The sequence below is a fragment of the bacterium genome (assembly GCA_035505375.1).
Taxonomy (GTDB): Bacteria; Hydrothermota; Tepidihabitantia; order Tepidihabitantales; family Tepidihabitantaceae; genus UBA2258.
In genome coordinates, this window is record DATJQV010000041.1 from 24,176 (window position 1) to 49,003 (window position 24,828).

Below are 24,828 nucleotides of genomic sequence, written 5' to 3' on the forward strand. Positions count from 1 at the left end.
GGTCACTCCCCGAGTGACTCCCCCAGTGACTCCCCCAGTGACTCCCCCAGTGACTCACCGAGTCACTCGCGGACTGACTTACCGAGTGACTTGCCGACTGACTCGGCGAGTGATTCGGCAGGTGACTTACCGACTGAGCTACCGAGTCACGTACCGACTGACACGCGGAGTGACCTCATGAGTCAGTTGGGGAGTTACCTGCCGAGTGACTTGGGGATTGACCCGCCGAGTGACTCGGTAGGTCACTCGCCGACTGACTTGCCGGATGACTCAGCAGGTCGCTTGCCTAGTGACTTGCAGAGTCATGTGCCAGTGCGCAATCAGCGCATGGGGACAAGCCCACGTGACGGCCGGAAAGTGAGGGACACTCCCACGGAGCGGCTGCGTCGGACGTGCCCTGGGCACCGTTGGAACGAGCGGCGCGGTAGCGTCCCTATTTTCCAGTGCAAGGGGACACGTCCACGGAGCGACGCGAGGGACGCGTCGCGGGGATGTACAGGCGAAACTGGGGACAGTCCCTCAGAGGCCCAAATGGGGACAGTCCCACGGAGCGCTTGCGTCGGACGTGCCCGGGGCACCGTAGGAACGAGCAGCGCGGTACAGTCCCCATTTGGGCGGGACGGTCCCCATTTTCTACTTGGAGAGGTACTTCTGCGGGGCTTTGAGGAAGTTGTCTTTGCAGGCCTCGCTGCAGAAGTAGTAGGTCTTGCCCTGGTAGTCGTAGCTCGCGGCCGCGGTCTTCTTGTCCACGGTCATGCCGCAGACCGGGTCCTTGAGTATCGGTTCGCTCTTCGTCATTGCGATTATCCCATCATTTACACTTGCATCGCTGAGCTTCGCGTCGGCCTTCACGAACGCACCTGACTGGTCGATGAATAGCGCCACGGGCATCGTGTCGACCATGGCCGCTGCTAGCGCCGTCTTCTTCTGGTCAACCAGCACCAGGCCGGTGAGATTGTGCGCCTTCGCAAATGCCTTGGTCGCCTTGGTGCCGGCCGCGAGCACGTACACCAGCATCGGCTGTTGGTCGCCCTGGGACGAGACTGCCGCCTGCACGACGTCCACGGCCTTGCCCGAGGCCTCATCGGTACCGGCGAGGACCATGAGCATCGGCATCTTGCCGATGTGCTCGGACAGCCTGACCGTGTCGCCGTTCAGGCTCACGAGCTTCAGACCGGCAAGCCCGCCTTGGCTCGACATCGATAAACAGCTTGAGCCGTTCTGGCACATGGCACACTGCGCAAACGCTGCCCCGACTGCCATCGTCAGCGTGATTCCGATTGTAAGCAAGAGTTTCATTGGTTCCTTTCTAGTTCAGTTCGAGCCCGGTTCCTACTACGGAGGCCTGGCCCGACTCAAGCACGACCTTGCCCATCGCCCGCACCCCGCCATGCACGTGCTGCGGTATGAACACGTTGGTCGGATGCATGTTGACATAGATCAGTCCGGTTGAATCCTGCACCCACACCCAGCCCCCGGACGGGCATTCGCTCGTTATCTTGCCGGCTACGAGCACATCCTTACCTTCCCACGCCTGAGCGTTGGTGAGGATTTCCTTGGCCGTGGTTACGGCCATATCAGCAGGGATGGCCTTCCCGTAGGCATTGGACTTTGCCCCTCCGGCCGCCGTCTTCGCGCCGCAGCCGACAACGACCGCGGCGACTATCAACACTGCTAGCCCTAGAGTGATGTACTTCATGATTCTCCTATCCATACTTCTGCATTCTGACTTCTAGCTTCTGACTTCTGACTTCGTTCTATCTTCTCCGATAGTGTCTTTGTGTCTTTGTGGTAAGACTCTTCGCTTACGATTCTTCCGTCCGAAATCTCAATCTTCTTGTCTGCCTCTGCCGCCAGCTCCGGGTCGTGTGTTGCCATGATGATGCCCAGTCCTTCCCGCGCCAGTTCCTGGAAGATCGCCAGTACCGCGCCGCGCGACTTCTTCTCCAGCCTACCGGTCGGCTCGTCCGCGAGCAGTATCCGCGGCCGGTTCACGAGGGCGCGCGCGATAGCGACCCGCTGCATGTCCCCGCCGTCAAGCTGCTTCGGCAGCGCCCGGCGCGACTTGGTCAGGCCGACCCGCTCAATCAGCTCGCTTACCCGCGTTTCATCATGCTTGCGCGCGAAGATGAGCGGCAACCGAATGTTCTCCTCCACCGTCAGCGTCGGTATCAGGTAGAAGAGCTGGAATATGAACCCGATGTGGTCGCGCCGGAACCGGACCAGTTCCTGTTCCTTCAAACCCGTGACCTCGGTGCCGGCAATCTTCAGGCTTCCCTTTGACGGCCGGTCCAGGCAGCCGATCTGGTTCAGTAGCGTAGTTTTGCCCGACCCGCTCCGGCCGACAATCGAGATCATTTCGCCCGGCGCCAGGGTCAGGTTGAGTCCGGCCAGCGCGTGGATAGTCTCGCTGCCCCGATGGTAGCTACGCCATAGATCAGTCGCGACGAGAAGTGGCGCGCGGGCCACGCCCGGAAAATGGGGACTGTACCGCGCCGAGTCGGACGCAGGCGCTCCGTGGGACTGTCCCAGTTTTCCGGCGCTAGACGACATTCCCGTCCTCCAATCGAATAACCCGCGTAAACCGGGACTCCAGACTCAGGTCATGTGTTGCCACAATTACCGTCAGCCCGGAGTCCCGGCTTAAGGCCTGAAGGAGGTTAAAGATGCCATCGCGGATAGCAGTATCCAGATTGCCGGTCGGCTCGTCGGCCAGCAGCAGTCGCGGACGGTTGATAAGCGCCCGGGCCACCGCGACGCGCTGCATTTCGCCGCCGGAGAGCTCAGAAGGTTTATGCGTCATGCGGTGGCCGAGACCGACGAGGTCGAGAAGTCGCTTTGCTCTCTCCCGAGGGATAGAGGGATCAAGGGATCGAGGGATCAAGTGTCCGGACTCTCCCACTCTATCCCTTTGTCCCTTTATCTCTTTATCCCTCATGTTCTCGCCATTTCCCTTGCCCCACATTGTGGGCAGCAGGACGTTTTCGGTCGCGGTCAGGGCCGGCATCAGATAGAACTCCTGGAACACGAACCCGATGTTCTTGCGCCGGAGCGCGTCGAGGCGAACTCCACGTCGGGCGACGTCGGTGCCCAGCACTTGGAGGCTGCCTTCGGTTGGCCGGTCCATCAGGCCGATGAGATTGAGCAGCGTGGTCTTGCCCGCGCCCGAGTGCCCGACGACCCCAACGAACTCTCCGCACTTGACGTCGAGGCCGATGCCCTTCAAGGCGTGGATAGTCTCTGCGCCACGCCGATAGACTCGCGTAAGGCCGCGGGCTTGTACCGCAGGATTCGAGGATTCCAGGATTCCAGGATTCAAGCCGGACACTAGACTCCTTGATTCCTCGACTCCTTGACCCCTGTTCTTCATCACTCCGCCTTTATCGCTTCGACCGGCTTCACGCTCGCGGCCCGGAACGCGGGGTAGAAACCCGCGACCAGCCCGAGCACGAGCGACAGGCCGACGCACATCAAGAGAGTCGGCAGCGAGAACCCGATGAGCGAACCTCTGGGCGCGTACGGTATCATGCCGCGGATAATCGCCTCGACGAGCCGCGATGAGACGAGCGCAATGGCCACGCCGGCCAGGCCGCCGAGCACGGTGGTGAGGATTGTCTCGGCCCAGACCAGCTTGAATACGTCGCCGCGTGAGCCGCCCATCGCCTTCATCATGCCGATCTCGCGGGTCCTCTCGAACACCGCCATAAGCACCGTGTTGAGGACGCCGACGCCGCCGAGGATGACAGCAATCAGTATGATGGCTGAGACGAACACCTTGGTGCTCGCCATCAGCGAACTGATGGTACCGAGCAGTTCGGATAGCGGGAAGACGTTCATGTCCACTTCGCTGGCCTTGAGCGAAGCGACCAGCGCGTCGGTTTGGTCCACGTGCCTCGCCTTGATGAGAATCAGCACGAGCTTGCCTTCGAGCCCGGAAATCTTCTGCAGAGTCTTGCGTGGCAGGAATACGAACCCGTCGTCCTGCGTGTTGGTGCGGCTGAGCACGCCGGCAACGTGGAGCCGGACGTTCTTCTCCGGCACCACCCAGTAGTCACCGGTCTTGACCCCGGCATCCTGCGCGGCGGTAGAACCCATTATGACGTCGGAATCGGCGGCAAACCAGTGACCGCTGATGCGCCAGGCCGGCCTGAGCTTCATGTAGTCTTCGTCAATCCCAAGCAGGATGACGTTCTTGTCGCCGGGAGCGAAAACCGCATCCATGATTACGCCCGCGGCCTCAGCCACGCCCGGGTTTGCCTTCACCTTGGCAAGCAGGCTCTCGTCCATGTAGCGCGGCCACTTGCCGCCGTGGAGAGCAATCGTCGCGGCCTCGTACGGACAGCCCTTGGGCACGACGATCACGTGCGCGCCCAGTGCGCCGAGCTCGCCCTTGAGCCGGGCCTGGTAGCCCTGCTGGAACTGGAACAACGAATAGAGAACAGCGATGGCAATGGCTACACCGAGCACGGTCAGTGTCGAGCGCGTCTTACGCCGAATCAGGTTCTTGAATGACAGCTTGAACCAAATCATGGGGAAAGTGCTCCAGTGATCTAGTGATCTAGTGATCCAGTGAGGAAGCAGACGGACGCGCCGCGCCCCTGCACTCGACCACTAGACCACTTGACCACTACTCTGTTACTCACTTCTCAGCGCCTCAATCGGCTTTGCTCTTGCGGCCCGCAGCGCGGGGTAGAAACCGGCCACGACCGCGATGCCGAGCACGAACGCCATAATCAGAAGGAAGCTGCCCGGCTCCAGCGCAATCACGCTGCCCTTGGGCGCGAGCGGGAGGAACTTCTTCACAAGACTCTCAAGCGCCCGTGAGCCGACGAGGGCCATGCCGAGCCCGCCGATTCCACCGAGCAGCGAGAGCATCAGGGTCTCGATCCAGACCAGCCCAAAGATGTGGGCTTGAGAAGCACCGGTCGCCCGCATCACACCGATTTCCTTGGTCCGCTCGAACACCGACATCAGCACCGTGTTCAGCACGCCCAGCGCGGAGATGACGATGATAATCATGACGATGGAGAGCAGCAGCGACTTGGCCGAGCCCATCAGGGTCATCATCGTGCCCAGCAATTCGCCCATGGTAATCACTTCCGCGCCCTTGATCTTGCCCAGCCGCGATGCTACAACCGGAGCGTCGTCCGGGTTCTTCAGCCGGATAGAGATGCCGGTCAGCCTGTCCGGCTGGTCGAACATCTTCTGCGCGGTCGCGAGCGGCACGAAGAAGAATCCGTCGTCCTCGTTACCGGTCGGCTCCAGTTCGCCGACCACGTCCAGCGTCAGGTCCTTTTCCGGGACGTAGATCTGGTCGCCGACGTGCGAGAGCTCGATGAGCGTCACGTCGTGGCCGAGAATCACGTCGGTCGGCTTCTCGGGGAACTTGCCCTTCAGCTTCCACCAGTTCTTCAGCCGCAGGGTGCTTGAGTCAATCCCGACGTAGATGTCGGTCCGGCCCTCGTCCGGGCGCACGATGCCGCTCATGAACATCGGTGCGGCAACGTCAATCTCGGGCATTGCCTGGACTTCCTGCAACACTTCGGCCGGCAGGTAGTTCGGAATCTTGCCGCCCTTCAGGATGAGCGAGGCGGCCTCGTAGGGGCACCCGACCGGAACGACCATCATGTGAATGCCCATGCCCTGCAATTGAGTCTTGAGGGCTTTCTCATAGCCGCGGTTGAATGAGACGAGAGTGAACAGGACCGCCACGGCCACAATCATGCTTCCCAGCGTCAGGGTGGTTCGCGTCTTGTGGGCGAAAAGATTCTTCAGTGCGAAGCGTATGAAGTTCATGATTATGCCCGGACAGGGAACTTAACCACAAAGACACCAAGGCACCAAGTCCGGGCCGGAACGGCTTGTGAAGACCCTTCGTGTCTTTGTGTCTTGGTGGTGAACATCCGAGGTCACTCCATCTCAGGGCCGGCCCAGCTCATCGTACACGATGAGCAGTTTCCGGGCCGCGGTCGCGACGGCCTGCGATGCCTTCTCCGCACCCTCGTCCGCCGGCTTCAGTCCTGATTCGTCATTCGTCATTCGGAAATCGTCATTTGCCGACATGCCCTTGAACTGACCTAGAAACTCCTTGCTGCGTAGCGCGGCCTTGGCCTTTTCCCGGTCGCGCTGAATCCGCACGGCCTTGATGACCGGCCCGGAGTCGCCCTCAATCACCGCCACAACGACCTCGATGGCGCCGAACTGCCCTTTCCCGACATGCGTCATGACGGTACCAACGCGGTTCTCCCCCTTGAACACGGGGAAGTACTTGAACTGGGTCTCGTCTGCATCAAGCGGAAGGCCCAGCCTTTGTTCAACCCGCTGCCTGACGGAATCGCTGATATCCGCGAACACGGTCTTGTAGCTGCCTGAACCGAATATGGCCGAGATGTCCTCGTCCGGCTGGCGCCAAACGCACAGCGATGCAAGGGCCGTGCCAGTGAGAGAGAGCGCGAAGAGCAGCGCGAAAACGGGGACTGTACCGCGCCGAGTTCGACGCAGGCGCTCCGAGGGACTGTCCCCTGTTTTCGCCCGCAGCGCTTGGCATTCTTGGCGGTTCATATTCCTAGAAGCGAACGACAACCTGCGCGATAACATTCCAATCCTCCGTGTTCTGATCAGCAGTTTGCAGGCAGTTCCGCTGGAAGGCGGTCTGTATCTCGAAGGCCGAGATGTCCGGCGGGTAGTAGTTCAGACCCACGCTGAGCGTACGGTCCGAGCCCTCGTGGGTGATATATCCGTCGCACGCCAGCATCGGTTCAAGCCAACGGGTTACAGCATAACGTGCCTCTCCATAGTAGCCGAAGACGGACGGCTGACTCAGCGCCGAATCCTTTCCGGCCACACCTTCGAGCCTGATGGTCAAAGGCCCCCAGTCAGTGGTGTTATCCAGACCGAGCCTATATTTCACCCTGCAAGACTGGGGGCCTTCATCCATCTTGGGGAGGCTATCTAACGACCAGTAAGGAAGCGAGCCGGCCAGACCGCTCAGTCCGAGTGTCACGTCGGCGTCGCCCAATAGGAACCTGGGCGCAACCCGGGCAGTGACTACTTTGCCTCTGTCGTTGTCCATTGCGTCCGGTCCATTGCCATTGGACACCCAGAGCTTATAGTCAAAATGCCCGAGCTGGCCCAGGATGCCAAGACCAGGATCGAGGCGCAGACCCAGGGTCTTGGCAAAGGGAGTTTGAATAATCTGCGTGTGGATGTCATAGTCGGCAAGGAGCCCGAACGGAATGACCGCCTGCCCGACTCTGATTGTCGGCAGAGACAGCCCGAGCGGGAACAAGGCGTAGGCCTCGCCGAAATGGAAGCCGCTGGTCCAGCCCGACATCGCACCGCCGGCTCGAATCTGAATCATGGCAGTCAGAATGTCGCGAGTCCTTCCAGTAACCTGAGCCTGAATATCGCCTTCAGCACCCATCAACTCAAAGCCCGACTCCATGGTGCCATATGTGTAGCGCGGGTACAGCGCACCGTTCAGCTTAACGCTGGATCCGGCGACACTGATACCCACGACGAAAAGAAGGGTTGTCGAGGTCCTCTTAATCATCGTTGCGCTCTTCCGGCTTGTGGTTGAACGACCTGACCAGAAAGACCACCGATGCCACCATCAGTGCGGCGAACACCAGCACCGAGGTCAGGCTGAACATCCAGTTGGAGTCTGCGTATCCACACATCGGTAATGCAGGGAGCACGCCTCATGCCAGCGGACAGCTGCGCACGTTTAGAGGCGAGCTACCGAAACCGGCCGTCTGCGGCTGGGTGAAAGTTGTCTGTTATGCTACAGCGGCTGTCTGCAGGCAGACAGTCCGGGCTAGGCGAGCTCGTGCTTCTTCATGCGGTAGATGAGGGTCGCGCGGGAGATGCCGAGCAGGCGCGCGGCTTGCGACTGGTTGCCGCCGGTCTTCTTGAGAGCGACCTCAAGGCAACTGCGTTCGGCTTCAGCGATGGCAGCAGCCCGCCCCAGTCTAGCGACTTCGTGTGACGCAGGCGGTTCAACGGCCCCTATCCAGTTCGGACAGGACACTCTTGACCTTTGCCTTGAGGTCGGGCAACTCCCTCTCCGTGATGTTCCAGACCTCGTTCACGTCCACGCCCAGGTAGTCATGGATAAGGACGTCTCGAAAACCCGCGACCTTGCGCCAGGGAATCTCAGGGTGAGCTTTCCTCAGGTCGCTGGAAACCTGCTTTGCGGCCTCGCCCATTGTCTCGAAGTTGCGGACAACGGCATCCCGTTGCATGCGAGACTGCATGAATGCATCACGTCCGGGGCGGGTGTACTCCTCAATGTTGCCGATGGACTCAAGAATACTCGTCAGATAGAGCCTGTCGTCCTTCACAGTGGAACCGCCTCGGCAAGTACCTGGTCACGGATGAACCAGTGCAGGGCACGCTCAGAGACAACGTCAACCTTGCGCCCGAGATAATCCTCCAGGTCCTGCACCAATCCGACGTGGTCAAGCAGACTTCTGCTCTCGTCCATCTCGACCAGAAAATCCACATCGCTGTCCGGACCGGCGTCGCCTCGCGCTACCGAACCGAATACCCGCACGTTGCGCGCGCCGTATTGCTCCGCGATACCAATGATACGTTCGCGTTTGGCTCTCAACTCTTCTGCACTCATGTCGAGATTTCTCTAGCGCCAGTCTAGGCTCTTCCGACCTCGTGTCAAGCGCACCCGGTTCACCAATTACCCCAGTCCGTGCTTCTTCATGCGGTAGATGAGGGTCGCGCGGGAGATGCCGAGCAGGCGTGCTGCCTGTGACTGGTTGCCGCCGGTCTTCTTGAGCGCGGCTTCGAGATGGCTCCGCTCGACCTCGGCGAGCGTCGGCGCATCCATCTGCTCCTGAGAGATTCCTCGACTCGCTTCGCTCGCTCGGAATGACAGACTGGGCATCAGCCGGTCGGCGATGTGCTCAGGCTTGACCGGCTTGCCACCGCTGAGTATCAGTCCGGACTCAATCACGTTCTGGATCTCCCGCACGTTCCCGGGAAAGTCATGCTCGGCCAGCAACTCCAACGCTTCCTTGCTCACTGCATCCGGACCATATCCGCGCTGGACGAGGTACGAGGCAACCAGTTCCGGTATGTCCTGCCGGTGCTCGCGTAGAGGCGGAATCGGCAGGGCGAAGACGTTCAGTCGATAGTATAGGTCCTCCCGGAACTCACCATCTCGCACGCACGCCATCGGGTCGCGGTTAGTCGCGCTGATAATCCGCACGTCTACCTTGAGCGTATCGGTACTGCCGACCGGCTGGACCTCGCGCGCCTCTATCGCACGCAGCAGCTTCACCTGCAGGTCGCGCTTCATCTCGGTCACTTCGTCGAGGAAGATGGTGCCGGTGTCGGCCTGAACGAACCGCCCGTCGCGGTCGCTGACCGCTCCCGTAAATGAGCCCTTCCTATGTCCGAACAGTTCGCTCTCGACCAAGTTCTCGGGGATAGCACCACAGTTCACGGCCACGAACGGCTGCGCCGCTCGCCTGCCGAGGAAATGGATGGCCCGCGCGACAAGCTCCTTGCCGGTGCCGGTTTCGCCGAGGACCATGACCGCGGCTTCGCTGGCCGCCGCGAGCCGCACCATCTCGCGCACCCTCTCCATCTGCGGGCTGGCACCCACGATCGCGCTGAGACCGAACCTGCCGACGACCTCGTCCCGTAACCGGACGTTTTCAAGCTTCAGGTCGCGCAGGCGCAGGGCATTGGCCACGAGTCCTTTCAGCCGGTCGTTGTCGAAGGGCTTCTGGACGTAGTCGAACGCGCCGAGCTTCATGGCCTCGACCGCGGTCTTGACCGTAGCGAACGCAGTAATCAAGATTACCGGCACGTCCGGGCTTGTTTCCTTGACCAGCTTGAGCACGTCGAGGCCTGTCCCGTCGGGCAGTTTGAGATCGGTAACGACAAGGTCGTAGGGCCCGGTTTCGAGCGCGCGCTGCCCACCGGCGACATCGGCCACAACTGACGTGTCATGCCCTTCCTCTTCCAGCAAGAACCGAACGACCTGCGCCACACTTGCGTCGTCGTCTGCTACCAGAATCCGATGTTTCATCTATCCTCCCGGCAGAATCACGGTCGCGGTCGTGCCGGCGCCGGTGGCGCAGGTGATTTCCAGCCGGCCGCCGTGCTCGGCCACGATGCGCTGGGCAACGGACAATCCCAGCCCGGTCCCGCCCGGCTTCGTGCTATAGAACGGCTCACACACCTGTTTCAGCTTGTCGGGTGGAATCCCCGGCCCGGTGTCGCGCACCGAGACCCGCGTGGAGCCGGCTTCCTGCCTTACGTCCAGCGCCACCTGCCCGCCGGTTTGCATGGCCTGTACCGCGTTGAGAATCAGGTTCAGGAACACCTGGCGCAACTGGTTCGGGTCGGCATCCACCTTGTGCTCGCCATCCGAGTGTGACCGACGGACGGTAACCCCGGCCTGCTCAATCACGGGCGCCAGCAGTTCAAGGCATGAATCAAGGAGCGAGCTGAGCAGAACCGGTTCGCGCTTCAGCGCCGCCGGCCGTGCGTAGTCGAGGAACTCATTGACCACCCGGTTGAGACGGTCCACCTCACTCACTACGATGCGCGCAAGCTCAGCCTCTTTACCAGACAGGCGTTCGGTCAGTATCTGGGCCGAACTGCGGATTGCCGCCAGAGGGTTCTTCACCTCGTGGGCCATGCCTGCGGCCATCTCGCCCAGCGTCTTGAGCCGTTCGGCGCGGCGCAGCGAGTCATTCGCCTTGCGCTGCCGGTCGGAAAGGATGCCGGTCACGACACCGACTACAAGGTAGAGTGGTATCTCAAATACGGCCTCGCTCGCCTGGCGTGGAAGCATCGCCCGCGTCATCAGCACGTGGGGCACAAAGAGCACCGAAACCACGACCGCAGCGACGAGGCCACCTCGCAGACCGTATCTGAACCCGGCGAGTATTATTGGTAGATAGTAGAGGCGTCGGAACAGGTCGTGCCAGAACTCGTTATGCATCGGTGCCAGGTAGTGCCCGACGGTCAGCACGACGACCGCGGCAACCGTTGTCCAGAACTCCGGCTGCTTCCATATCGACCGGCTCATGCACCAAGTCTAGGCTGGTTGGCGCGACCGTCAACTCTGCGCGGCTTGAACGTGGGTCGTTGAATGCCTAACATCTAGGACTCGATGTCGAGCCACGACCACAACCGCACCGCTCGCCAGGGACGAAGCCTCGTCATGTCCATCGGCCTGAACCTCGGGTTCGCCGTTGCCGAACTCATCTTCGGCCTGATTGCCAACTCCCTCGCCCTCGTCGCCGACTCAATCCATGACGCCTCTGACGCATTGACGCTCGGTCTCTCCTACTTCGGCCTGAAGCTTTCGGAACGCGCGCCCAACCAACGCCGCACCTTCGGTTACCGGAAGGTGCGCATCCTGACCGCCTTCATCAACGCGCTCGTGCTGGCCGGACTCACGGTCTTCATCCTCCGGGCCGCCATCCTGCGCATCATGTCGCCCGAGCCGGTGAAGAGCCCGATTCTCATCGTCATGGCCGTCGCCGGTCTCGTGGTCAATGGCCTCGCGGTCCTGATGCTGCGGCGCGACCGGCAAAGCCTAAACATCCGCGCCGCCATGTGGCATTTAATGGAAGACCTCCTCGGCTGGATTGCGGTCCTTGTCGGCGGCATCGTCATCAAGCTCACCGGTTGGTACGTCATTGACCCGGTTCTCTCGCTGGCGGTAAGTGTGTTCGTCATCTACGGCGCGTACTCGGTCTTCCGCGAATCGGCCTCGATTCTAATCGACTCGACCCCGCACGACATCAGCTTCGAGACGGTGCGCCGGTTCATCCTCGACTTCGCACCCGAGATTACCGGCGTCCACGACCTCCATATCTGGACCCTCGGCGAAAGCGAACGCGCCTTGATGGCCCACCTTGTCGTGAAGGACGCCAACGTCAGCTCTTTCCACCCGCTGCTCTCGAAGCTCGAGGGCGCACTCACCGACAAATTCGACATCGCCCACGTCACGCTTGAACTCGAGTGCGGCGAATGCAAATCGGGCGACAACGTCTGCCTCGAATAACGCAGATGCCGACGCGCCTGACCGGAATCGCTGATGGCCTGAACGGACGGAAGAACAAAGCCTGGTTCCCTGCAAAGCGTTACGGCCTCGGCTGGGGATTTCCGAACCGCTGGCAGGGATGGGCGGTGCTGGCCGGGTGGGTCGTGCTGGCCGTCAGCGGGCTCGGCGTGTTTCGGCCTGACATCCATCCCCTGCGCTACGTGGCCTACGATTCGATTCTGACCGTCCTCTTGCTGGCGATCATTGTCGCCAAGGGCGAGCGAATCCGCTGGCGCCGGGGCGATGATTCGGACGCCAAGCCCGGGCCTTGAGTCAATGACGATATCTGGTCTCACCATCCGTCCCTTCGTAGCCGGTCAGGACGAGCAGGTCTGGGTCGACATCACCAACCGGACATGGCAGGAGGATGAAGACTTCACGCCTACCTCCGTCGAGGATCTGAAGCGTTGGGACGATGCGCCATGGGTCGGTGTTCGTACCCGGCTGCTCGCGGAGTTGGACGGCGTACCAGTTGCGAAAGTCTGGGCCGAGACCGACAAGACCCGTACGGAGCTGAAGGCTCTCGTCACATGCCCGGATGTCCTTCCCGAACACCGCCGGAAGGGTATCGGCACCGCGTTGATGACGAAGGCGCTCGCCAGTCTGCACGACGCGGGAATGGAGTCAGCCGAGGTCAGCGCATTCGATAGCCCGGCGTCCAACGGCTTCCTCGAAGCGCTCGGCTTCCGCATCGTTCGCCGTTTCTGTCTGATGCGCCGAAGCCTGACCGACGTGCCATCCAGCGTCGGCGAGACCCGTGATATTGAGGTAGTGACGCTGGGTCGCACCGATGAAGACATCGACATGCTGCGGCGACTCCACAACGAGGCATTCAAAGAGCACTTCAACTACGCCCCGGACACCTTGGACAACTGGAAGTACATCGTGAAGAAATGGGACGAGCGTGGCCGCATTGGCTTCGTCACCGTCGCCAAGGTCGCGGGCCAACCGGCGGGCTACCTCCTGTACGGCATCGACCCGAAGGACAATGAATACCTGAAGAAGAAACGCGGCGGCTTGTGGGACGTCGGCGTGCTGAAGCAGTTTCGCGGCCGCGGCATCGCCAAGCGGCTGATGATTGACGCGATGAAGCACCTGCGGCGCGAGGGAATGGAGGAAGCCCAACTCGGCGTGGACGAAACGAACGTGACCAACGCCATGGAGCTTTACGAGCGGCTCGGTTTCGCCGTCGCCCGCCGCCGCCTCGTCTGGAACAAACGCCTTTGCCGCCCGCCGTCCTAGCCCCGGGTTCGGCGCCAAGGCGATGCCTTGACTTCGCAGTTGGACGTCCCTAGACTCCAATCCATGCTCGTTTCCGGCGCGTCGGTTTCAGGTCTCCTTGTTTTGAGTTGCGCAGGACATACTTGTCGGGTATATTTCTCCATTAGACCAAACGCGGAGTACCTATGAGCAAAACCGCTTGTCAGCACGAATGGGCCATGACCAATGTTCGCCCGGGATACCTGGTCATCGAAGGTTGTTTTCACTGCCGGAACCGGATTTCGTTCTTCTCGGAGGAGGCGGTCGCGCCGATTGACGACTATCACGAGGGCGAGCATTTCTGGAGCCACTTGGCTCACTACCAAGCCTCGCAGTTCGACCTGAAGTGCAACAAGTGCTCGACCGTGGTGCCGCTGAAGGACGTCATGGCGCTCATGCTCTGCACAAAGTGCGACCCGAAGTGCGGCGTCTATGCCGCAGGCACGCAGGAACCGGGGAAGAAAACCTGGGCATACGCCGCGCTCTGCGCGAACACATCTCATTCTCCCAACAAGTGCATCTCGCCCGAAAGCCTGAGCGCGTTGAACGAGTATTTCAACCGTGGGATCAAGGATCCGGCCAAGAAGATCGTCGTCGTTCCCTGCAGCCTGCGCAAGTCGGTTGATACGTGTCAGGGAATCGTGCTGGCGGACTTCGGCCTGACGGATTTGTACTGACGATTGTCAAAGGAGAGATGGCGCGATGAAAGTATCTGAACTGGTCAACAAGACGGGCCTCAAGACCTTCAACGAGGGTGCCGACAAGGAGATCGCCGGAGTCTATATCTCCGACATGGTCAGCGACATCGTCGGCATCAAAGAGGGGAATCTGCTGATAACGCTTCAGACGCACAAGAACCTTATCGCGGCGGCCAATCTCGTGGACGTGGCCGCGGTCGTGTTTTCCCGCAACCGGGTTCCGGCCGAAGACGTAGTTGCCCTGGCCAACAAGGCCGGCATTCGGCTGCTCGGCTACGAGGGAGACACCTGGAGCCTGGCCAAGAAGCTCTGCGAGCTCAAGGTCGGATGAGCTAACCCGCAATAACCTCTTGCCCTGAGACCGGGCGAGGAAGACCTGATGAACTCTCGCAAAGACATCTCCGCAATCCGACGGGAGTTCAAGGGCGAGCGCGAGGACCTCATCCCGGTCCTGCAGCGGTTGCAGGAGCAGGATGGCTACCTGCGCCCGGACGCCATTCGTGACATCTCGCGCTGGCTGAAGATATCCGAGAATGAAATTTTCGGCGTCGCGACCTTCTACGCCCAGTTCCGGTTCCATCCGCCGGGCGAGCACCACATCAAAATCTGTCTCGGGACCGCCTGCCACGTGCGGGGCGGCCAGGAAATTCTGGCGATGACCCAGGCGCGCCTGAACGTCAAGCCGGGCGAAACGACCGCCGACGGGAAGTACGACCTCGAACGCGTTGCCTGCCTGGGCTGCTGCGCTCTCGCACCGGTAGTCGCCTTCGACGACAAGTTCCACAGCCAGATGTCGGTTCTGAAAGTCCAACGGCTGCTCGAAGAAGACCGAGGCGACCAGTCGACGGATACCAAGTGAATCCGGCAGTAGTTGCAGAGCGACGGCAACAGGCGCAGGCCAAATGGGACGCCATCCGCGAGAGCCCGGTCCCTTACATTTACATCGGCGCCGGGTCGTGCGGGCTGGCTGCCGGGGCGGCCGATACCCAGAAGGCAGTCGAAGAATACCTGGGCCAGCACCAGTTCGAGGCGAAAATCGTCCCGGTCGGATGCATCGGCCCCTGCTATCTGGAGCCGCTGATGGACGTACAGATGCCCGGCCGGCCGCGGATCAGTTATTCCAACGTCGCCGGGAAAGACGTGGGGCCAATCCTGCAGGGGTTCTTCGAGAAAGGCGAGACCCCGAAGTATCACCTTGCCGGACACTTCGGCGAGCAGGAAGTCGATGGTGTCCCCCGCTTCTTCGACCTGCCGATGTTGAAGCCGCAGGTCCGGATTGTTCTCCGTAACTGCGGCATCATCGACCCGGACGACCTCGATCAGTACCTGGCGCGAGACGGCTACAAGGGCTTCGAGAAGGCTCTTTCCATGACTTGGCAGGAGGTCATTGACACGGTCAAGCGGTCCGGTATTCGCGGTCGCGGCGGAGCCGGATTCCCAACTTGGCGCAAGTGGGCCACCTGCCGGGAGCAGCAGAGCGAGGAACGCTACCTCATCTGCAACGCCGACGAAGGCGACCCGGGCGCATTCATGAATCGCTCGCTCATCGAGGGCGACCCGCATGCGGTCCTTGAAGGAATGCTCATCGCGGGCTACGCGATCGGCGCCACGCACGGATACATCTACATCCGGGCGGAGTATCCGCTGGCCATCAAGCGCCTGAAGAAGGCAATGACCCAGATGCGCGAGGTCGGGCTCCTCGGAGAGAAGATTCTCGGTTCCGATTTCAGCTTCGACATCAAGATAAAGGAAGGCGCCGGGGCGTTCGTGTGCGGCGAGGAGACCGCGCTTATCGCCTCGATTGAGGGGAAACGGGGCATGCCGCGCACGCGTCCGCCTTTCCCGGCCGTCGCCGGGCTCCGCGGCAAGCCAACCATTATCAACAACACCGAAACGCTCGGCACCCTGCCCAACATCATCCGCAACGGGGCGGAGTGGTATGCGGGCCATGGTACCGAGACGAGCAAAGGGACCAAGACTTTCTCGCTCGTCGGGAAGGTCAGGCGGACCGGGTTGATTGAAGTCCCGCTCGGCATGACGCTGCGGCAGGTCATTTTCGACATTGGCGGCGGAACCCAGAAGCCGTTCAAGGCGGTGCAGAGCGGCGGCCCTTCGGGCGGGTGCCTCTCCGAGGAGTTCCTCGACCTGCCCATCGACTATGAACATCTGGCCGAGGCCGGTGCGATCATGGGTTCCGGCGGCCTCATCGTGGTCGATGCCGGCACCTGCATCGTGGACATGGCCAAGTACTTCATGACGTTCACTCAGCGGGAGTCGTGCGGGAAGTGCGTTCCCTGCCGCGTCGGCACGCGGCACATGGTGGAGATTCTCGAAAGGGTCTGCGATGGCAAGGCTGAGGCGTCCGACCTGGAGAAGCTGGAGAAGCTCGGCAAGACAGTGAAGAACGGGTCGCTCTGTGCACTGGGCTCCTCGGCCCCGAACCCCGCGCTCACGACTCTGAAGTACTTCCGGCCCGAGTTCATTGCCCACGTCAAGGATCACCGCTGCCCGGCCGTGACCTGCAAGAACCTTGTGGTGTATCGAGTCATCCCTTCAAAATGCACGGGTTGCCAGCGCTGCGTGAAGGCGTGCCCGACCGGCGCCATCTCCGGTCCGAGGTCCGAGCCGCACAACCTGGACCCGACCAAGTGCATCAAATGCCGCTCGTGCTACGAAGTCTGTCGCTTCGACGCCATCGCCGGCGACGCCATCGTCATCGAGTCATAAGCAATGGTACAAGAGCCACGCACGCTGACAATGGAGATCAACCACAAGCCGGTGACTTTCCCTGAGGGCGTGACCGTACACCGCGCCGCCGAGCTAGCCGGCGTCTACATCCCCTCGCTATGCTCGCACAAGGACCTTTCTCCATTCGGCGGATGCCGGATGTGCATGGTGGAGATCGAAGGGATGCGCGGCTACCCGCTCTCCTGCAACACCAAGGCCCAGGAAGGCATGAAAGTCCAGACCGACACGGTAACACTCCGGGAACTGCGGGTTGAGATTCTGAAGCTCATCTTGAGCGAGCACCCGTCGAGCTGTCTCGTCTGCGGCGAGAGTAAGGATTGCCGCGACTACCAGGGAACTATTCGCAAGACCGGCGTGACCACCGGCTGCCGTTTCTGTCCGAACGACCGCCAGTGCGAACTGCAGGACATCGTGGAGAAGGTCGGCCTGACCGAGATCGATTACCCGATCTACTACCACGGGTACGAACCCGAGCACGACGATCCATTCTACGACCGGGATTACAATATCTGCATTCTGTGTGGCCGGTGCGTGCGGATGTGCCAGGAAGTCCGGGGAACCGGCGTGCTGGCCTTCACCTATCGCGGGCCGCGCGCCAAGATCGGCCCGGCCTTCGGCCGCAACCACGTCGAAGCGGGATGCGAATTCTGCGGAGCCTGCGTGGATGTCTGTCCGACCGGAGCGCTGGCCGACAAGGCCTCCAAGTGGGACGGCAAGCCGGACGGCACCAAGGTATCGACGTGCCCGTTCTGCGCCGTCGGCTGCCAGCTCGAACTGGACTACAAGGACGGCCGGCTATCCAAGGCCAGCGCGAACCTCGACCCCGAGGTCAATGACGGGCAACTGTGCGTCAAGGGCAGGTTCTGCATGCCGGAAGTGACCCACCACTTCGAACGGGCGAAGTGGACGATGCTGCAGAAGGGTGACTATTTCCGGAAGGTCGGTTGGGAGGAAGCCATCCAGAAAGTGGCTGCCGAGTTGAAGGGGATTCGTCCCGACGAATTCCTGATGCTCGCCTCGCCCGACCTCACCAACGAGAGCCTGTTCGCGGCCCGGAAGTTCGTCCGAGAGTGCCTCGGCTCGAACGGCATCGACTCAACCGCGCGGATGGAGCTGGCCGGAGGCACGGACCTCTGGTCCAAGCTCTTCTCGCTGCCGATATCGATCAAGAGCATCGCCCAGGCCGATGTGATTCTGGCGGTCGGGCTCGACTCCCGGTTCAACTTCTCGGTGGTGGGCACGAAGGTACGCAAGGCCCTCGACCGGGGAGCCAAGCTGGTGACGATGGACGCCCGCGACAGCAACCTTGCCCGCTATACCGACGACTGGCTCCGTCCTCAGCCGGGCGCGGAAGCGTTGCTGCTCAAGTTCCTTGCCGAAAGCCTCGCGGACCGCGTGGGACATGACCGAAACTCTTCTGGAGTTTCGGATCGTGTCCCAAGCCCGGTAGCAGCCGTGGCAAAGCAGGCAGGCGTAGAAGCCGAGGCTTTGACGCGGGCCCTCCAGATTCTCTCCGCGACCAAAGACCTGACTGTGATTATCGGGCCGCAGGTATTCCACTACTCGAACAACGACGAACTCGCGCAGAGCCTCGCAACACTGTCTGGACGAGATGGAACCAACTTCATCCCGCTCTATTTCGGCGCCAATACCCGCGGCGTGCTGGAGATGGGAGTCCTCCCCGAACCCCGGAACCCCGGAACCCCAGAACCCTTCCCTCATTCACTCAGCCTTGCCGATGTCCTGACCGGCTCCAAGCGGCCCAAGATCCTCTACCTCGTCGGCGAGCTCCCGTTCCTCGAGCGGCCGGACTGCGATTTTCTGATTGTCCAGGATACGTATCTCCCTCCCTTCAAGGTCGACGCCTTCCTTCCTGCGGCCAGTTTCGCCGAGGCCGGCGGAACTCTCATCAACATGGAAGGCCGGGTTCAGAAGGTTGTTCCAGTCGAGAGCCCGACAGAAGGGGCCGTTGCCGGGTTCATGCGCCCTGACTGGCGGATCTTCTCGGACCTCGCTCACGCCCTCGGATTCGGCGGGATGAACTACCAGACCTATCAGGATGTCGACAAGGACATCCACGCGGCGGTACCTGATTTCCCGGCCCGGCCTGACCGGTTGCCGCAGAGGATGAAGCCCACCGAGAGGGACAAAGGGATACAGGGGCAAAGGGATACAGTGTCGGAATGTCCGAGTCCTGCACTTGATCCCTCGATCCCTCGACCCCTTGATCCCTTCCGCTGCCTGCTCGTCGCCGAACCGGGCGGATATCGTCATCGGGGCATCGACATCTCCTCGAAGGTGGGCGGACTCGGCGAGCTGGCTTTGGAAGAGGGATTCCGGATGAGCCCGGAAGATTACGCTTCCCTCGGTCTGGCCGACGGCGACCAGGTCACGGTGACGGTCTTGGGTGGCTTGGGACACGATCCCAATTCCCAGGAGGAATTGGGTCATGTCCCTCATAAGATCACGGTCTCGGGTCCGGCCAAGTCGAACCGAGAATGCCCGAAGGGCGTCGTCTATTACACACGGCCGGTCGTATTCGGCGGGCTGTCCCATCGCAGTGCGCTCCTGCCGCTATACGGACTCAAGCAGAACCCGGCGGAAGCGTCCGTCAGGAAAGCATAAGGAATGTACAAGATCATTGAGCGCAAGATGGTCGTCCCGAACCTGCACGAGTTCACCGTTCACGCGCCGGCTGTGGCGGCATCGGTGAAGCCGGGCAACTTCGTCATCGTGCGGGCCGACCAGAACGGCGAGCGTATCCCGCTATCGGTTGCCGATTGGGACCGCGAGGCCGGTACAGTAACGACAATCTTCATGCAGGTAGGCGCGTCGACGGCCCAACTGGCCCGGCTTAAGCCCGGCGATGAGATTCCGACGTTCGCCGGGCCGCTCGGCAAAGAGACCGTCATCGAGAATGTCGGCACGGTTCTCTGCGTCGGCGGATGCTACGGGATCGGTTCCATCTACCCGATTGCCCGGGCGCTCAAGGCGGCGGGCAACAAGGTCTACACGCTCATCGAGGCGCGCAGTTCTTTCCTGCTTTACTGGGAAGACAAGCTGGCAAGCGTGTCGGACAAGGTGTTCGCGATTACGCGGGATGGAACCAGGGGCCAGAAAGGGCACATTGACACCTTGCCGGAAATGATGCAGCGGGCCGGAATTACTCCCCAGCTCGTTATCGTGAATGGCTGCACGTTCCAGATGATGCGCGCGTCCATGGCCACCAGACCGCTGGGCTGGAAGACAATCGTGAACATGAACCCGATAATGATCGACGGCACGGGCATGTGCGGCGTCTGCCGGTTGTCGGTCGGAGGAAAGACGAAGTTCGCCTGTGTGGACGGCCCGGATTTCGACGGACATCAGATTGACTGGCAGGAATTCCTGCAACGACGCAAGAGCTACAACCCGGAGGAAACGGACCCGCTCCGGCACAGCAGTTGCCGATCACACTTCTAACGCACAGACCTCATGATGACTCCCGGAATGTCACCACAAAGACACCAAGACACTAAGCATCCCGCATTATCCGGCAAGCTCTCATCTCCTATTCTTGGTGCCTTTGTGTCTTGGTGGTCGAATTCCGTTCGGTCTCGGACCAAGAGCTGATTCGGAATGGCTGAAGAAAAGCAGGAAAAGACCAAGCTGAAGCTGGACCGGCACCACATGCCGAAGCAGGACCCGATCGAACGGGTCAGGAACTTCGACGAGGTCGCGCTCGGCTACCCGACCGAAACGGCTGTGGCCGAAGCATCACGCTGCCTGCAGTGCAAGAAGCCGTTGTGCCGCCAGGGCTGTCCGGTCGGCATCAACATTCCGGGCTTCATCAACTGCGTTGTCCAGCGTGATTTCGGCACGGGTGTGAGAACGATCAAGACGACCAACGCGCTGCCCGCCATCTGCGGACGGGTCTGTCCCCAGGAAGAGCAGTGCGAGAAGATGTGCATCCTGGGCAAGAAGGGTAAGCCGGTTGCTATCGGCCGGATCGAGCGATTCCTGGCCGACTGGGAAGCATCGGAAGGAAAAACCCAAGTTCCGGAAATGGCTGCCAAGACCGGGAAGAAAGTCGCCATTGTCGGCTCCGGTCCTTCCGGCATAACCGTGGCCAACGACCTCATCATCCGCGGCCACGAGGTTACCATCTTCGAGGCGCTGCACGACTGCGGCGGCGTGCTCGCGTACGGGATTCCCGAATTCCGGCTGCCCAAGGAAATCGTCCGGCGCGAGGTCCAGTACGTCCGCAGTCTCGGTGTGAAAATCTTCACCGACTTCATCGTGGGCAAGACGCGCACCGTAGACGATCTGCTTACGGAATTCGATGCCCTCTTCGTCGGCTCGGGTGCGGGGCTGCCGTGGTTCATGGAAATACCCGGCGAGAACCTCAACGGCGTCTATTCGGCAAACGAATACCTGACGCGTGTGAACCTGATGAAGGGATTCCGTTTCCCCGAATACCAGACCCCGGTGAAGCGGCCGTGCCGCGTTGCTGTGGTCGGCGGCGGCAACGTGGCCATGGATTCAGCCCGGACCGCGCTTCGTTTGGGCGCGGCCGAAGTGCACCTCGTCTATCGCCGCGGACGCGACGAGCTGCCCGCCCGATCCGAGGAAGCGGAGAACGCCGAAGAGGAAGGCGTCATTTTCGACCTGCTCACGCTGCCGCTGCGCTTGATCGGCGACGAAAACGGCTGGGTGAAAGAGATTGAATGTCAGAAGATGGAGCTGGGTGAGCCCGATGCCTCGGGCCGGCGCAAGCCGGTTCCGGTCGCAGGGTCCAACTTCCGCGTTCCGTATGACGCGGTGGTCATGGCCATCGGCAACAGCCCCAACCCGCTCATCCCGATGACGACGCCGGGCCTTGAAATCAGCAAGAAGGGCGGCATCGTGACCAATGCGGAAACGGCCCAGTCTTCCCGGCCGAACATCTGGGCCGGCGGCGACATCGTCCGCGGCGCCGCGACGGTAATCAGCGCCATGGGCGACGGCAGAATCGCCGCGGCGTCCATGCACAAGTACCTCATGGGAAACGCTGAAACGGGAAAGGATGAATCGTGAAGGGATGAAACAGAATAGCTTTGGTCGTTCTTCCCTCGTCCTTCCTTCTTCCTCCTTCATCCCTCATCCTTCGTCCTTTGGCTCATGACCCTGCACGAGATCAAGGACCTTCTCCATTGTGAAGTCCTGAACGGAGGGGACGGCCTTGAGCTCGATGTCACCCAGGTCGTCGCGTCGGACGGCATGAGCGAGATTCTCGCCTTTGCCAAGTCGAAGGAGCTGATGATTACCGGCCTGACCAACATTCAATCCATCCGCACGGCCGACATCGCGGGAGTCAGCGCCGTCATCTATTGCCGGGGCAAGCTCCCCGACGAGAAAGTGATCGAATTCGCCAGACAGAGGCGGATCCCGGTGCTCGCGACCACGATGGGCATGTTCGACATCTGCGGCGTGCTTTACAACAGGGGGCTCAAAGGAGTGTCCTAGGCTGATGTCTGCGGAATTGCTGCGCGAGAGTTACAGAATCCAGGGGAGGAATTTCGAGAAGGCCGGCGAGGTTTCCAGTGAGATAAAACTCGTGCTCCGCGACCTGTGCATTGACGCCGCTAACACCCGGCGCACGGTGATCGTCGCGTACGAGGGAGAGATGAACGTCGTCATGTACGCCCAGCGGGGAACGCTGACCCTGATTCTGACCGACGACGATGTCAGCCTGGAAATCGCCGACGAAGGTCCGGGGATCCCCGACATTGAGCAGGCGCTGCAGGAAGGTTATTCCACAGCCTCAGATGAGATGCGCGAGCTGGGGTTCGGATTCGGCATGGGCCTGCCGAACATGAAGAAGAACTCGGACGAATTCCATATCGAATCCGAGGTAGGCAAAGGTACGCGGGTGTTCGCCAAAATAAGGCTGGGCTCCCGTCCATGTAGCTGACACGGAAGCCACGCGCTACGCAAATGACGAAGCTCGAATGAAGGAAATCGGCCAATTCGGACTTCGAGTATTGCCCGCCTTCAATCGTCATTCTGATTTCGAGTTTCGGACTTTGCCACCGCATGCCTGAACTGAGACACGGTTTCCGCATCGACCCGGACAAGTGCGATGGCCGGATGTCGTGCATGCGCGCCTGCCCGACGCACGCCATCCGCGTGAAGAACGGCAAAGCCCGGCTGATTTCCGAGCTATGCATCGACTGCGGTTCCTGCCTCGGCGTCTGCGAGATGAGCGCCATCTCCGCAACGACTATGAAGTTCGCCGAACTGGGTAAGTACAAATTCAAGGTGGCCGTCGCTTCGCCGGCGCTTTTCATGCAATTCGGTTTCCGTGTCACTCCCGCCGATGTCGTCCGAGCCCTGCTGGAACTCGGCTTTGACGCCGTGTGGGAGTATGCCGTCGACATGGCCCTGGTCGACCGGGCCATCACCGACCTCGTCAAGAAATGGCCCGGGCCTTTCCCGTTGATATCGAACTCCTGCCCGGTAGTCGTCCGACTTATCCAGGTCGCGTATCCCTCGATGGTCGAACACGTACTCCCGCTGGAGGTGTCGCGCGAGATCGCGGCCCGCGAGCTGAAGCGCAAGTACTCGGCGGAAAAGGGCCTGAAACCGGAAGAAATCGCCGCCATCTACATCACGCCCTGTCAGGCCAAAGCCATCTCCATTCTCCAGCCGGCCGAAGAAGCGAAGAGCAACCTCGACGGCGCCATGGCCATATCCGAGATTTACAACGACCTTCTCACCAAGATGCGAGAAGCAGTCAAGCCGGGAGATGTCCCGAAAGACCTCGCGACTGCGGGCCACCTGTTGCAGTGGGGAGCTCCGGAAGGGGAAATCCCCGCGCTCTCGCGCGAACACTACGTGCCCCTGATGGGACTCACGCAAATCATGAAGGTGTTCGACGACATTGAAAAGGGGAAGATACGTAACATCGAGTTCCTCGAGTGTCATGCCTGCCAGGGAGGATGTCTCGGCGGCAACCTGACGGTCGAAAACCTGTATGAGGCCCGCAGCCGGGACCTGCATTTGATGGCCAACATGCCCAAGCCGGGTCCCGAGTTCGAGCAGGAAGTGGACCGGCGTTATGCGCTGGAAGATTTCTCCCTGAGGGGCTCGCTCAAACCGCGCCAGACCGAGGGAGAAGCCATCGACCTGCGGGAGCGAGTAATGAGAAGAAAGCGGGCGGAGGAGGTGCTGAGAACTCTGCCGCGCCTGAACTGCGGCCTGTGCGGCGCCCCCAAGTGCAAGAACCACGCCGAGGACGTCGCGGCATCAAGAGCGGACCTCCTCGATTGCGTTTTCCTTTCACCAGATCGTATCAAGGCTGTGGGGAAGCACTACAAGAAATAGCCTGTGCCAACGACGTGTCGCCTCGTCCGGAGTTGACGCGCCCGCACCGGCCACCTAGTATCCCGGCATGAAGAAGACTACCACAGACGTCAAGCCGTACGCCCGGCAGGCGCTCGCCGGCGGCGCCTCTGAAGCGAAAATCATCCCGGTCACCAACGTGGTGACCGCCGAGTGGGTGCGGCTCAAGTGCCAGTTCGGCTGCGACGGGTTTGGCAACGGGCTCTGCTGCCCGCCGCGCACACCCACGCCTGAGCAGATGAAGCGGATGCTCGCGGAATACCGCCACGCGCTCATCTACAGCTACGCCTGCACGCCTGCTGACTACAGGCGCAAGCGACACGGGATGCACCGGCTCGTGGCAGAGCTGGAGCGGGCCGCCTTCCTCGACGGACACTACAAGGCGTTCGGGCTCGCCGATGGCCCCTGCCGGTTCTGTCGGGAGTGCAACCTGACCGGCGACTGCCGCCATCCGGAGCAGGCGCGACCCTCGATGGAGTCGTGCGGCATCGATGTCTACGCGACCGCGCGCAACTCCCGTATCAAACTCGAAGTCGCTACCCGCAGAGACGGACCCTCGAAACACATCAACCTCATCCTCCTGGACTAGCTGACAGGTTCCTGCCTCTTCGCACTGGACCACTTGACCACATGAGCACTCGGGCATTGCTCGCATCGCTTTGCACGCAGGACGCATTC

General features: G+C 61.2%; 28 protein-coding genes. 14 read left to right on the top strand and 14 right to left on the bottom strand.

What is annotated here, in order from left to right; genetic code table 11:
• Positions 1-633: 633 nt before the first annotated feature.
• From VMH22_06745 to VMH22_06810, 14 genes are all read right to left on the bottom strand, one after another.
• Positions 634-1,299: a YHS domain-containing protein gene (locus tag VMH22_06745; GenBank protein ID HTW91392.1), complete on the bottom strand. Its 666-nt coding sequence runs from the start codon at positions 1,297-1,299 to the stop codon at positions 634-636.
• Positions 1,300-1,309: 10 nt separating this feature from the next.
• On the bottom strand, positions 1,310-1,699 hold the full coding sequence (locus VMH22_06750) for a hypothetical protein (protein HTW91393.1): 390 nt from the start codon (positions 1,697-1,699) through the stop codon (positions 1,310-1,312).
• Positions 1,696-2,553: an ABC transporter ATP-binding protein gene (locus tag VMH22_06755; GenBank protein HTW91394.1), complete on the bottom strand. Its 858-nt coding sequence runs from the start codon at positions 2,551-2,553 to the stop codon at positions 1,696-1,698. Before VMH22_06755 ends, VMH22_06750 begins: the two co-directional genes overlap by 4 nt.
• On the bottom strand, positions 2,543-3,319 hold the full coding sequence (locus VMH22_06760) for an ABC transporter ATP-binding protein (GenBank protein ID HTW91395.1): 777 nt from the start codon (positions 3,317-3,319) through the stop codon (positions 2,543-2,545). The genes VMH22_06755 and VMH22_06760 overlap by 11 nt, the downstream gene beginning before the upstream one ends.
• 50 nt (positions 3,320-3,369) lie before the next feature.
• Positions 3,370-4,530 carry an ABC transporter permease gene (locus VMH22_06765; GenBank protein ID HTW91396.1) on the bottom strand — a complete coding sequence of 387 codons (1,161 nt, stop codon included), beginning with the start codon at positions 4,528-4,530 and terminating at the stop codon, positions 3,370-3,372.
• Between the two features lie 105 nt (positions 4,531-4,635).
• The gene (locus tag VMH22_06770) at positions 4,636-5,796 is read right to left on the bottom strand and encodes an FtsX-like permease family protein (protein HTW91397.1); all 1,161 of its coding nucleotides are present in this window, start codon (positions 5,794-5,796) and stop codon (positions 4,636-4,638) included.
• Positions 5,797-5,919: 123 nt separating this feature from the next.
• Complete coding sequence (locus VMH22_06775; GenBank protein HTW91398.1) at positions 5,920-6,561, bottom strand: hypothetical protein; 642 nt, start codon at positions 6,559-6,561, stop codon at positions 5,920-5,922.
• A 4-nt stretch (positions 6,562-6,565) separates the two neighbouring features.
• Positions 6,566-7,552, bottom strand: coding sequence for a hypothetical protein (locus tag VMH22_06780; protein ID HTW91399.1), 987 nt, complete (start codon positions 7,550-7,552; stop codon positions 6,566-6,568).
• Positions 7,545-7,679, bottom strand: coding sequence for a hypothetical protein (locus VMH22_06785; protein HTW91400.1), 135 nt, complete (start codon positions 7,677-7,679; stop codon positions 7,545-7,547). The genes VMH22_06780 and VMH22_06785 overlap by 8 nt, the downstream gene beginning before the upstream one ends.
• A gap of 137 nt (positions 7,680-7,816) precedes the next feature.
• Entirely contained in the window at positions 7,817-8,029 is a 213-nt protein-coding gene (locus VMH22_06790) for a helix-turn-helix domain-containing protein (protein HTW91401.1), read from the bottom strand.
• Entirely contained in the window at positions 7,998-8,342 is a 345-nt protein-coding gene (locus tag VMH22_06795) for a DUF86 domain-containing protein (GenBank protein ID HTW91402.1), read from the bottom strand. Before VMH22_06795 ends, VMH22_06790 begins: the two co-directional genes overlap by 32 nt.
• Positions 8,339-8,626 carry a nucleotidyltransferase family protein gene (locus VMH22_06800; protein HTW91403.1) on the bottom strand — a complete coding sequence of 96 codons (288 nt, stop codon included), beginning with the start codon at positions 8,624-8,626 and terminating at the stop codon, positions 8,339-8,341. The genes VMH22_06795 and VMH22_06800 overlap by 4 nt, the downstream gene beginning before the upstream one ends.
• 66 nt (positions 8,627-8,692) lie before the next feature.
• Complete coding sequence (locus tag VMH22_06805) at positions 8,693-10,051, bottom strand: sigma-54 dependent transcriptional regulator (GenBank protein HTW91404.1); 1,359 nt, start codon at positions 10,049-10,051, stop codon at positions 8,693-8,695.
• On the bottom strand, positions 10,052-11,059 hold the full coding sequence (locus VMH22_06810; GenBank protein HTW91405.1) for an ATP-binding protein: 1,008 nt from the start codon (positions 11,057-11,059) through the stop codon (positions 10,052-10,054).
• Between the two features lie 84 nt (positions 11,060-11,143).
• On the opposite strand from VMH22_06810, the gene VMH22_06815 reads away from it, so the two are divergent.
• The 14 genes from VMH22_06815 to VMH22_06880 all read left to right on the top strand — a co-directional run bounded on the left by VMH22_06815 (position 11,144) and on the right by VMH22_06880 (position 24,739).
• Positions 11,144-12,043, top strand: coding sequence for a cation diffusion facilitator family transporter (locus VMH22_06815; GenBank protein HTW91406.1), 900 nt, complete (start codon positions 11,144-11,146; stop codon positions 12,041-12,043).
• A gap of 5 nt (positions 12,044-12,048) precedes the next feature.
• Positions 12,049-12,354, top strand: coding sequence for a hypothetical protein (locus VMH22_06820; protein HTW91407.1), 306 nt, complete (start codon positions 12,049-12,051; stop codon positions 12,352-12,354).
• A gap of 4 nt (positions 12,355-12,358) precedes the next feature.
• Complete coding sequence (locus VMH22_06825) at positions 12,359-13,324, top strand: GNAT family N-acetyltransferase (GenBank protein HTW91408.1); 966 nt, start codon at positions 12,359-12,361, stop codon at positions 13,322-13,324.
• Between the two features lie 164 nt (positions 13,325-13,488).
• A complete protein-coding gene (locus tag VMH22_06830; protein HTW91409.1) occupies positions 13,489-14,019 on the top strand; it encodes a hypothetical protein in 531 nt (176 codons plus the stop codon).
• Positions 14,020-14,044: 25 nt separating this feature from the next.
• Positions 14,045-14,371, top strand: a complete 327-nt coding sequence (locus tag VMH22_06835) for a serine kinase (GenBank protein HTW91410.1) — start codon at positions 14,045-14,047, stop codon at positions 14,369-14,371.
• Between the two features lie 48 nt (positions 14,372-14,419).
• A complete protein-coding gene (nuoE, locus tag VMH22_06840) occupies positions 14,420-14,899 on the top strand; it encodes an NADH-quinone oxidoreductase subunit NuoE (GenBank protein ID HTW91411.1) in 480 nt (159 codons plus the stop codon).
• Positions 14,896-16,767, top strand: a complete 1,872-nt coding sequence (locus VMH22_06845) for an NADH-quinone oxidoreductase subunit NuoF (GenBank protein ID HTW91412.1) — start codon at positions 14,896-14,898, stop codon at positions 16,765-16,767. Before nuoE ends, VMH22_06845 begins: the two co-directional genes overlap by 4 nt.
• 3 nt (positions 16,768-16,770) lie before the next feature.
• Complete coding sequence (locus VMH22_06850; protein HTW91413.1) at positions 16,771-19,413, top strand: molybdopterin-dependent oxidoreductase; 2,643 nt, start codon at positions 16,771-16,773, stop codon at positions 19,411-19,413.
• A 3-nt stretch (positions 19,414-19,416) separates the two neighbouring features.
• Entirely contained in the window at positions 19,417-20,250 is an 834-nt protein-coding gene (locus tag VMH22_06855; protein HTW91414.1) for a sulfide/dihydroorotate dehydrogenase-like FAD/NAD-binding protein, read from the top strand.
• 156 nt (positions 20,251-20,406) lie between these two features.
• Positions 20,407-21,843 carry an NADPH-dependent glutamate synthase gene (gltA, locus tag VMH22_06860; GenBank protein ID HTW91415.1) on the top strand — a complete coding sequence of 479 codons (1,437 nt, stop codon included), beginning with the start codon at positions 20,407-20,409 and terminating at the stop codon, positions 21,841-21,843.
• 84 nt (positions 21,844-21,927) lie between these two features.
• Positions 21,928-22,272 (top strand): DRTGG domain-containing protein, encoded by a 345-nt coding sequence (locus tag VMH22_06865; protein HTW91416.1) that lies wholly within the window; start codon positions 21,928-21,930, stop codon positions 22,270-22,272.
• Between the two features lie 19 nt (positions 22,273-22,291).
• Positions 22,292-22,720 carry an ATP-binding protein gene (locus VMH22_06870; GenBank protein ID HTW91417.1) on the top strand — a complete coding sequence of 143 codons (429 nt, stop codon included), beginning with the start codon at positions 22,292-22,294 and terminating at the stop codon, positions 22,718-22,720.
• Between the two features lie 122 nt (positions 22,721-22,842).
• Positions 22,843-24,132: a [Fe-Fe] hydrogenase large subunit C-terminal domain-containing protein gene (locus VMH22_06875; protein ID HTW91418.1), complete on the top strand. Its 1,290-nt coding sequence runs from the start codon at positions 22,843-22,845 to the stop codon at positions 24,130-24,132.
• Positions 24,133-24,199: 67 nt separating this feature from the next.
• The gene (locus tag VMH22_06880) at positions 24,200-24,739 is read left to right on the top strand and encodes a DUF2284 domain-containing protein (protein ID HTW91419.1); all 540 of its coding nucleotides are present in this window, start codon (positions 24,200-24,202) and stop codon (positions 24,737-24,739) included.
• Positions 24,740-24,828: the final 89 nt, after the last annotated feature.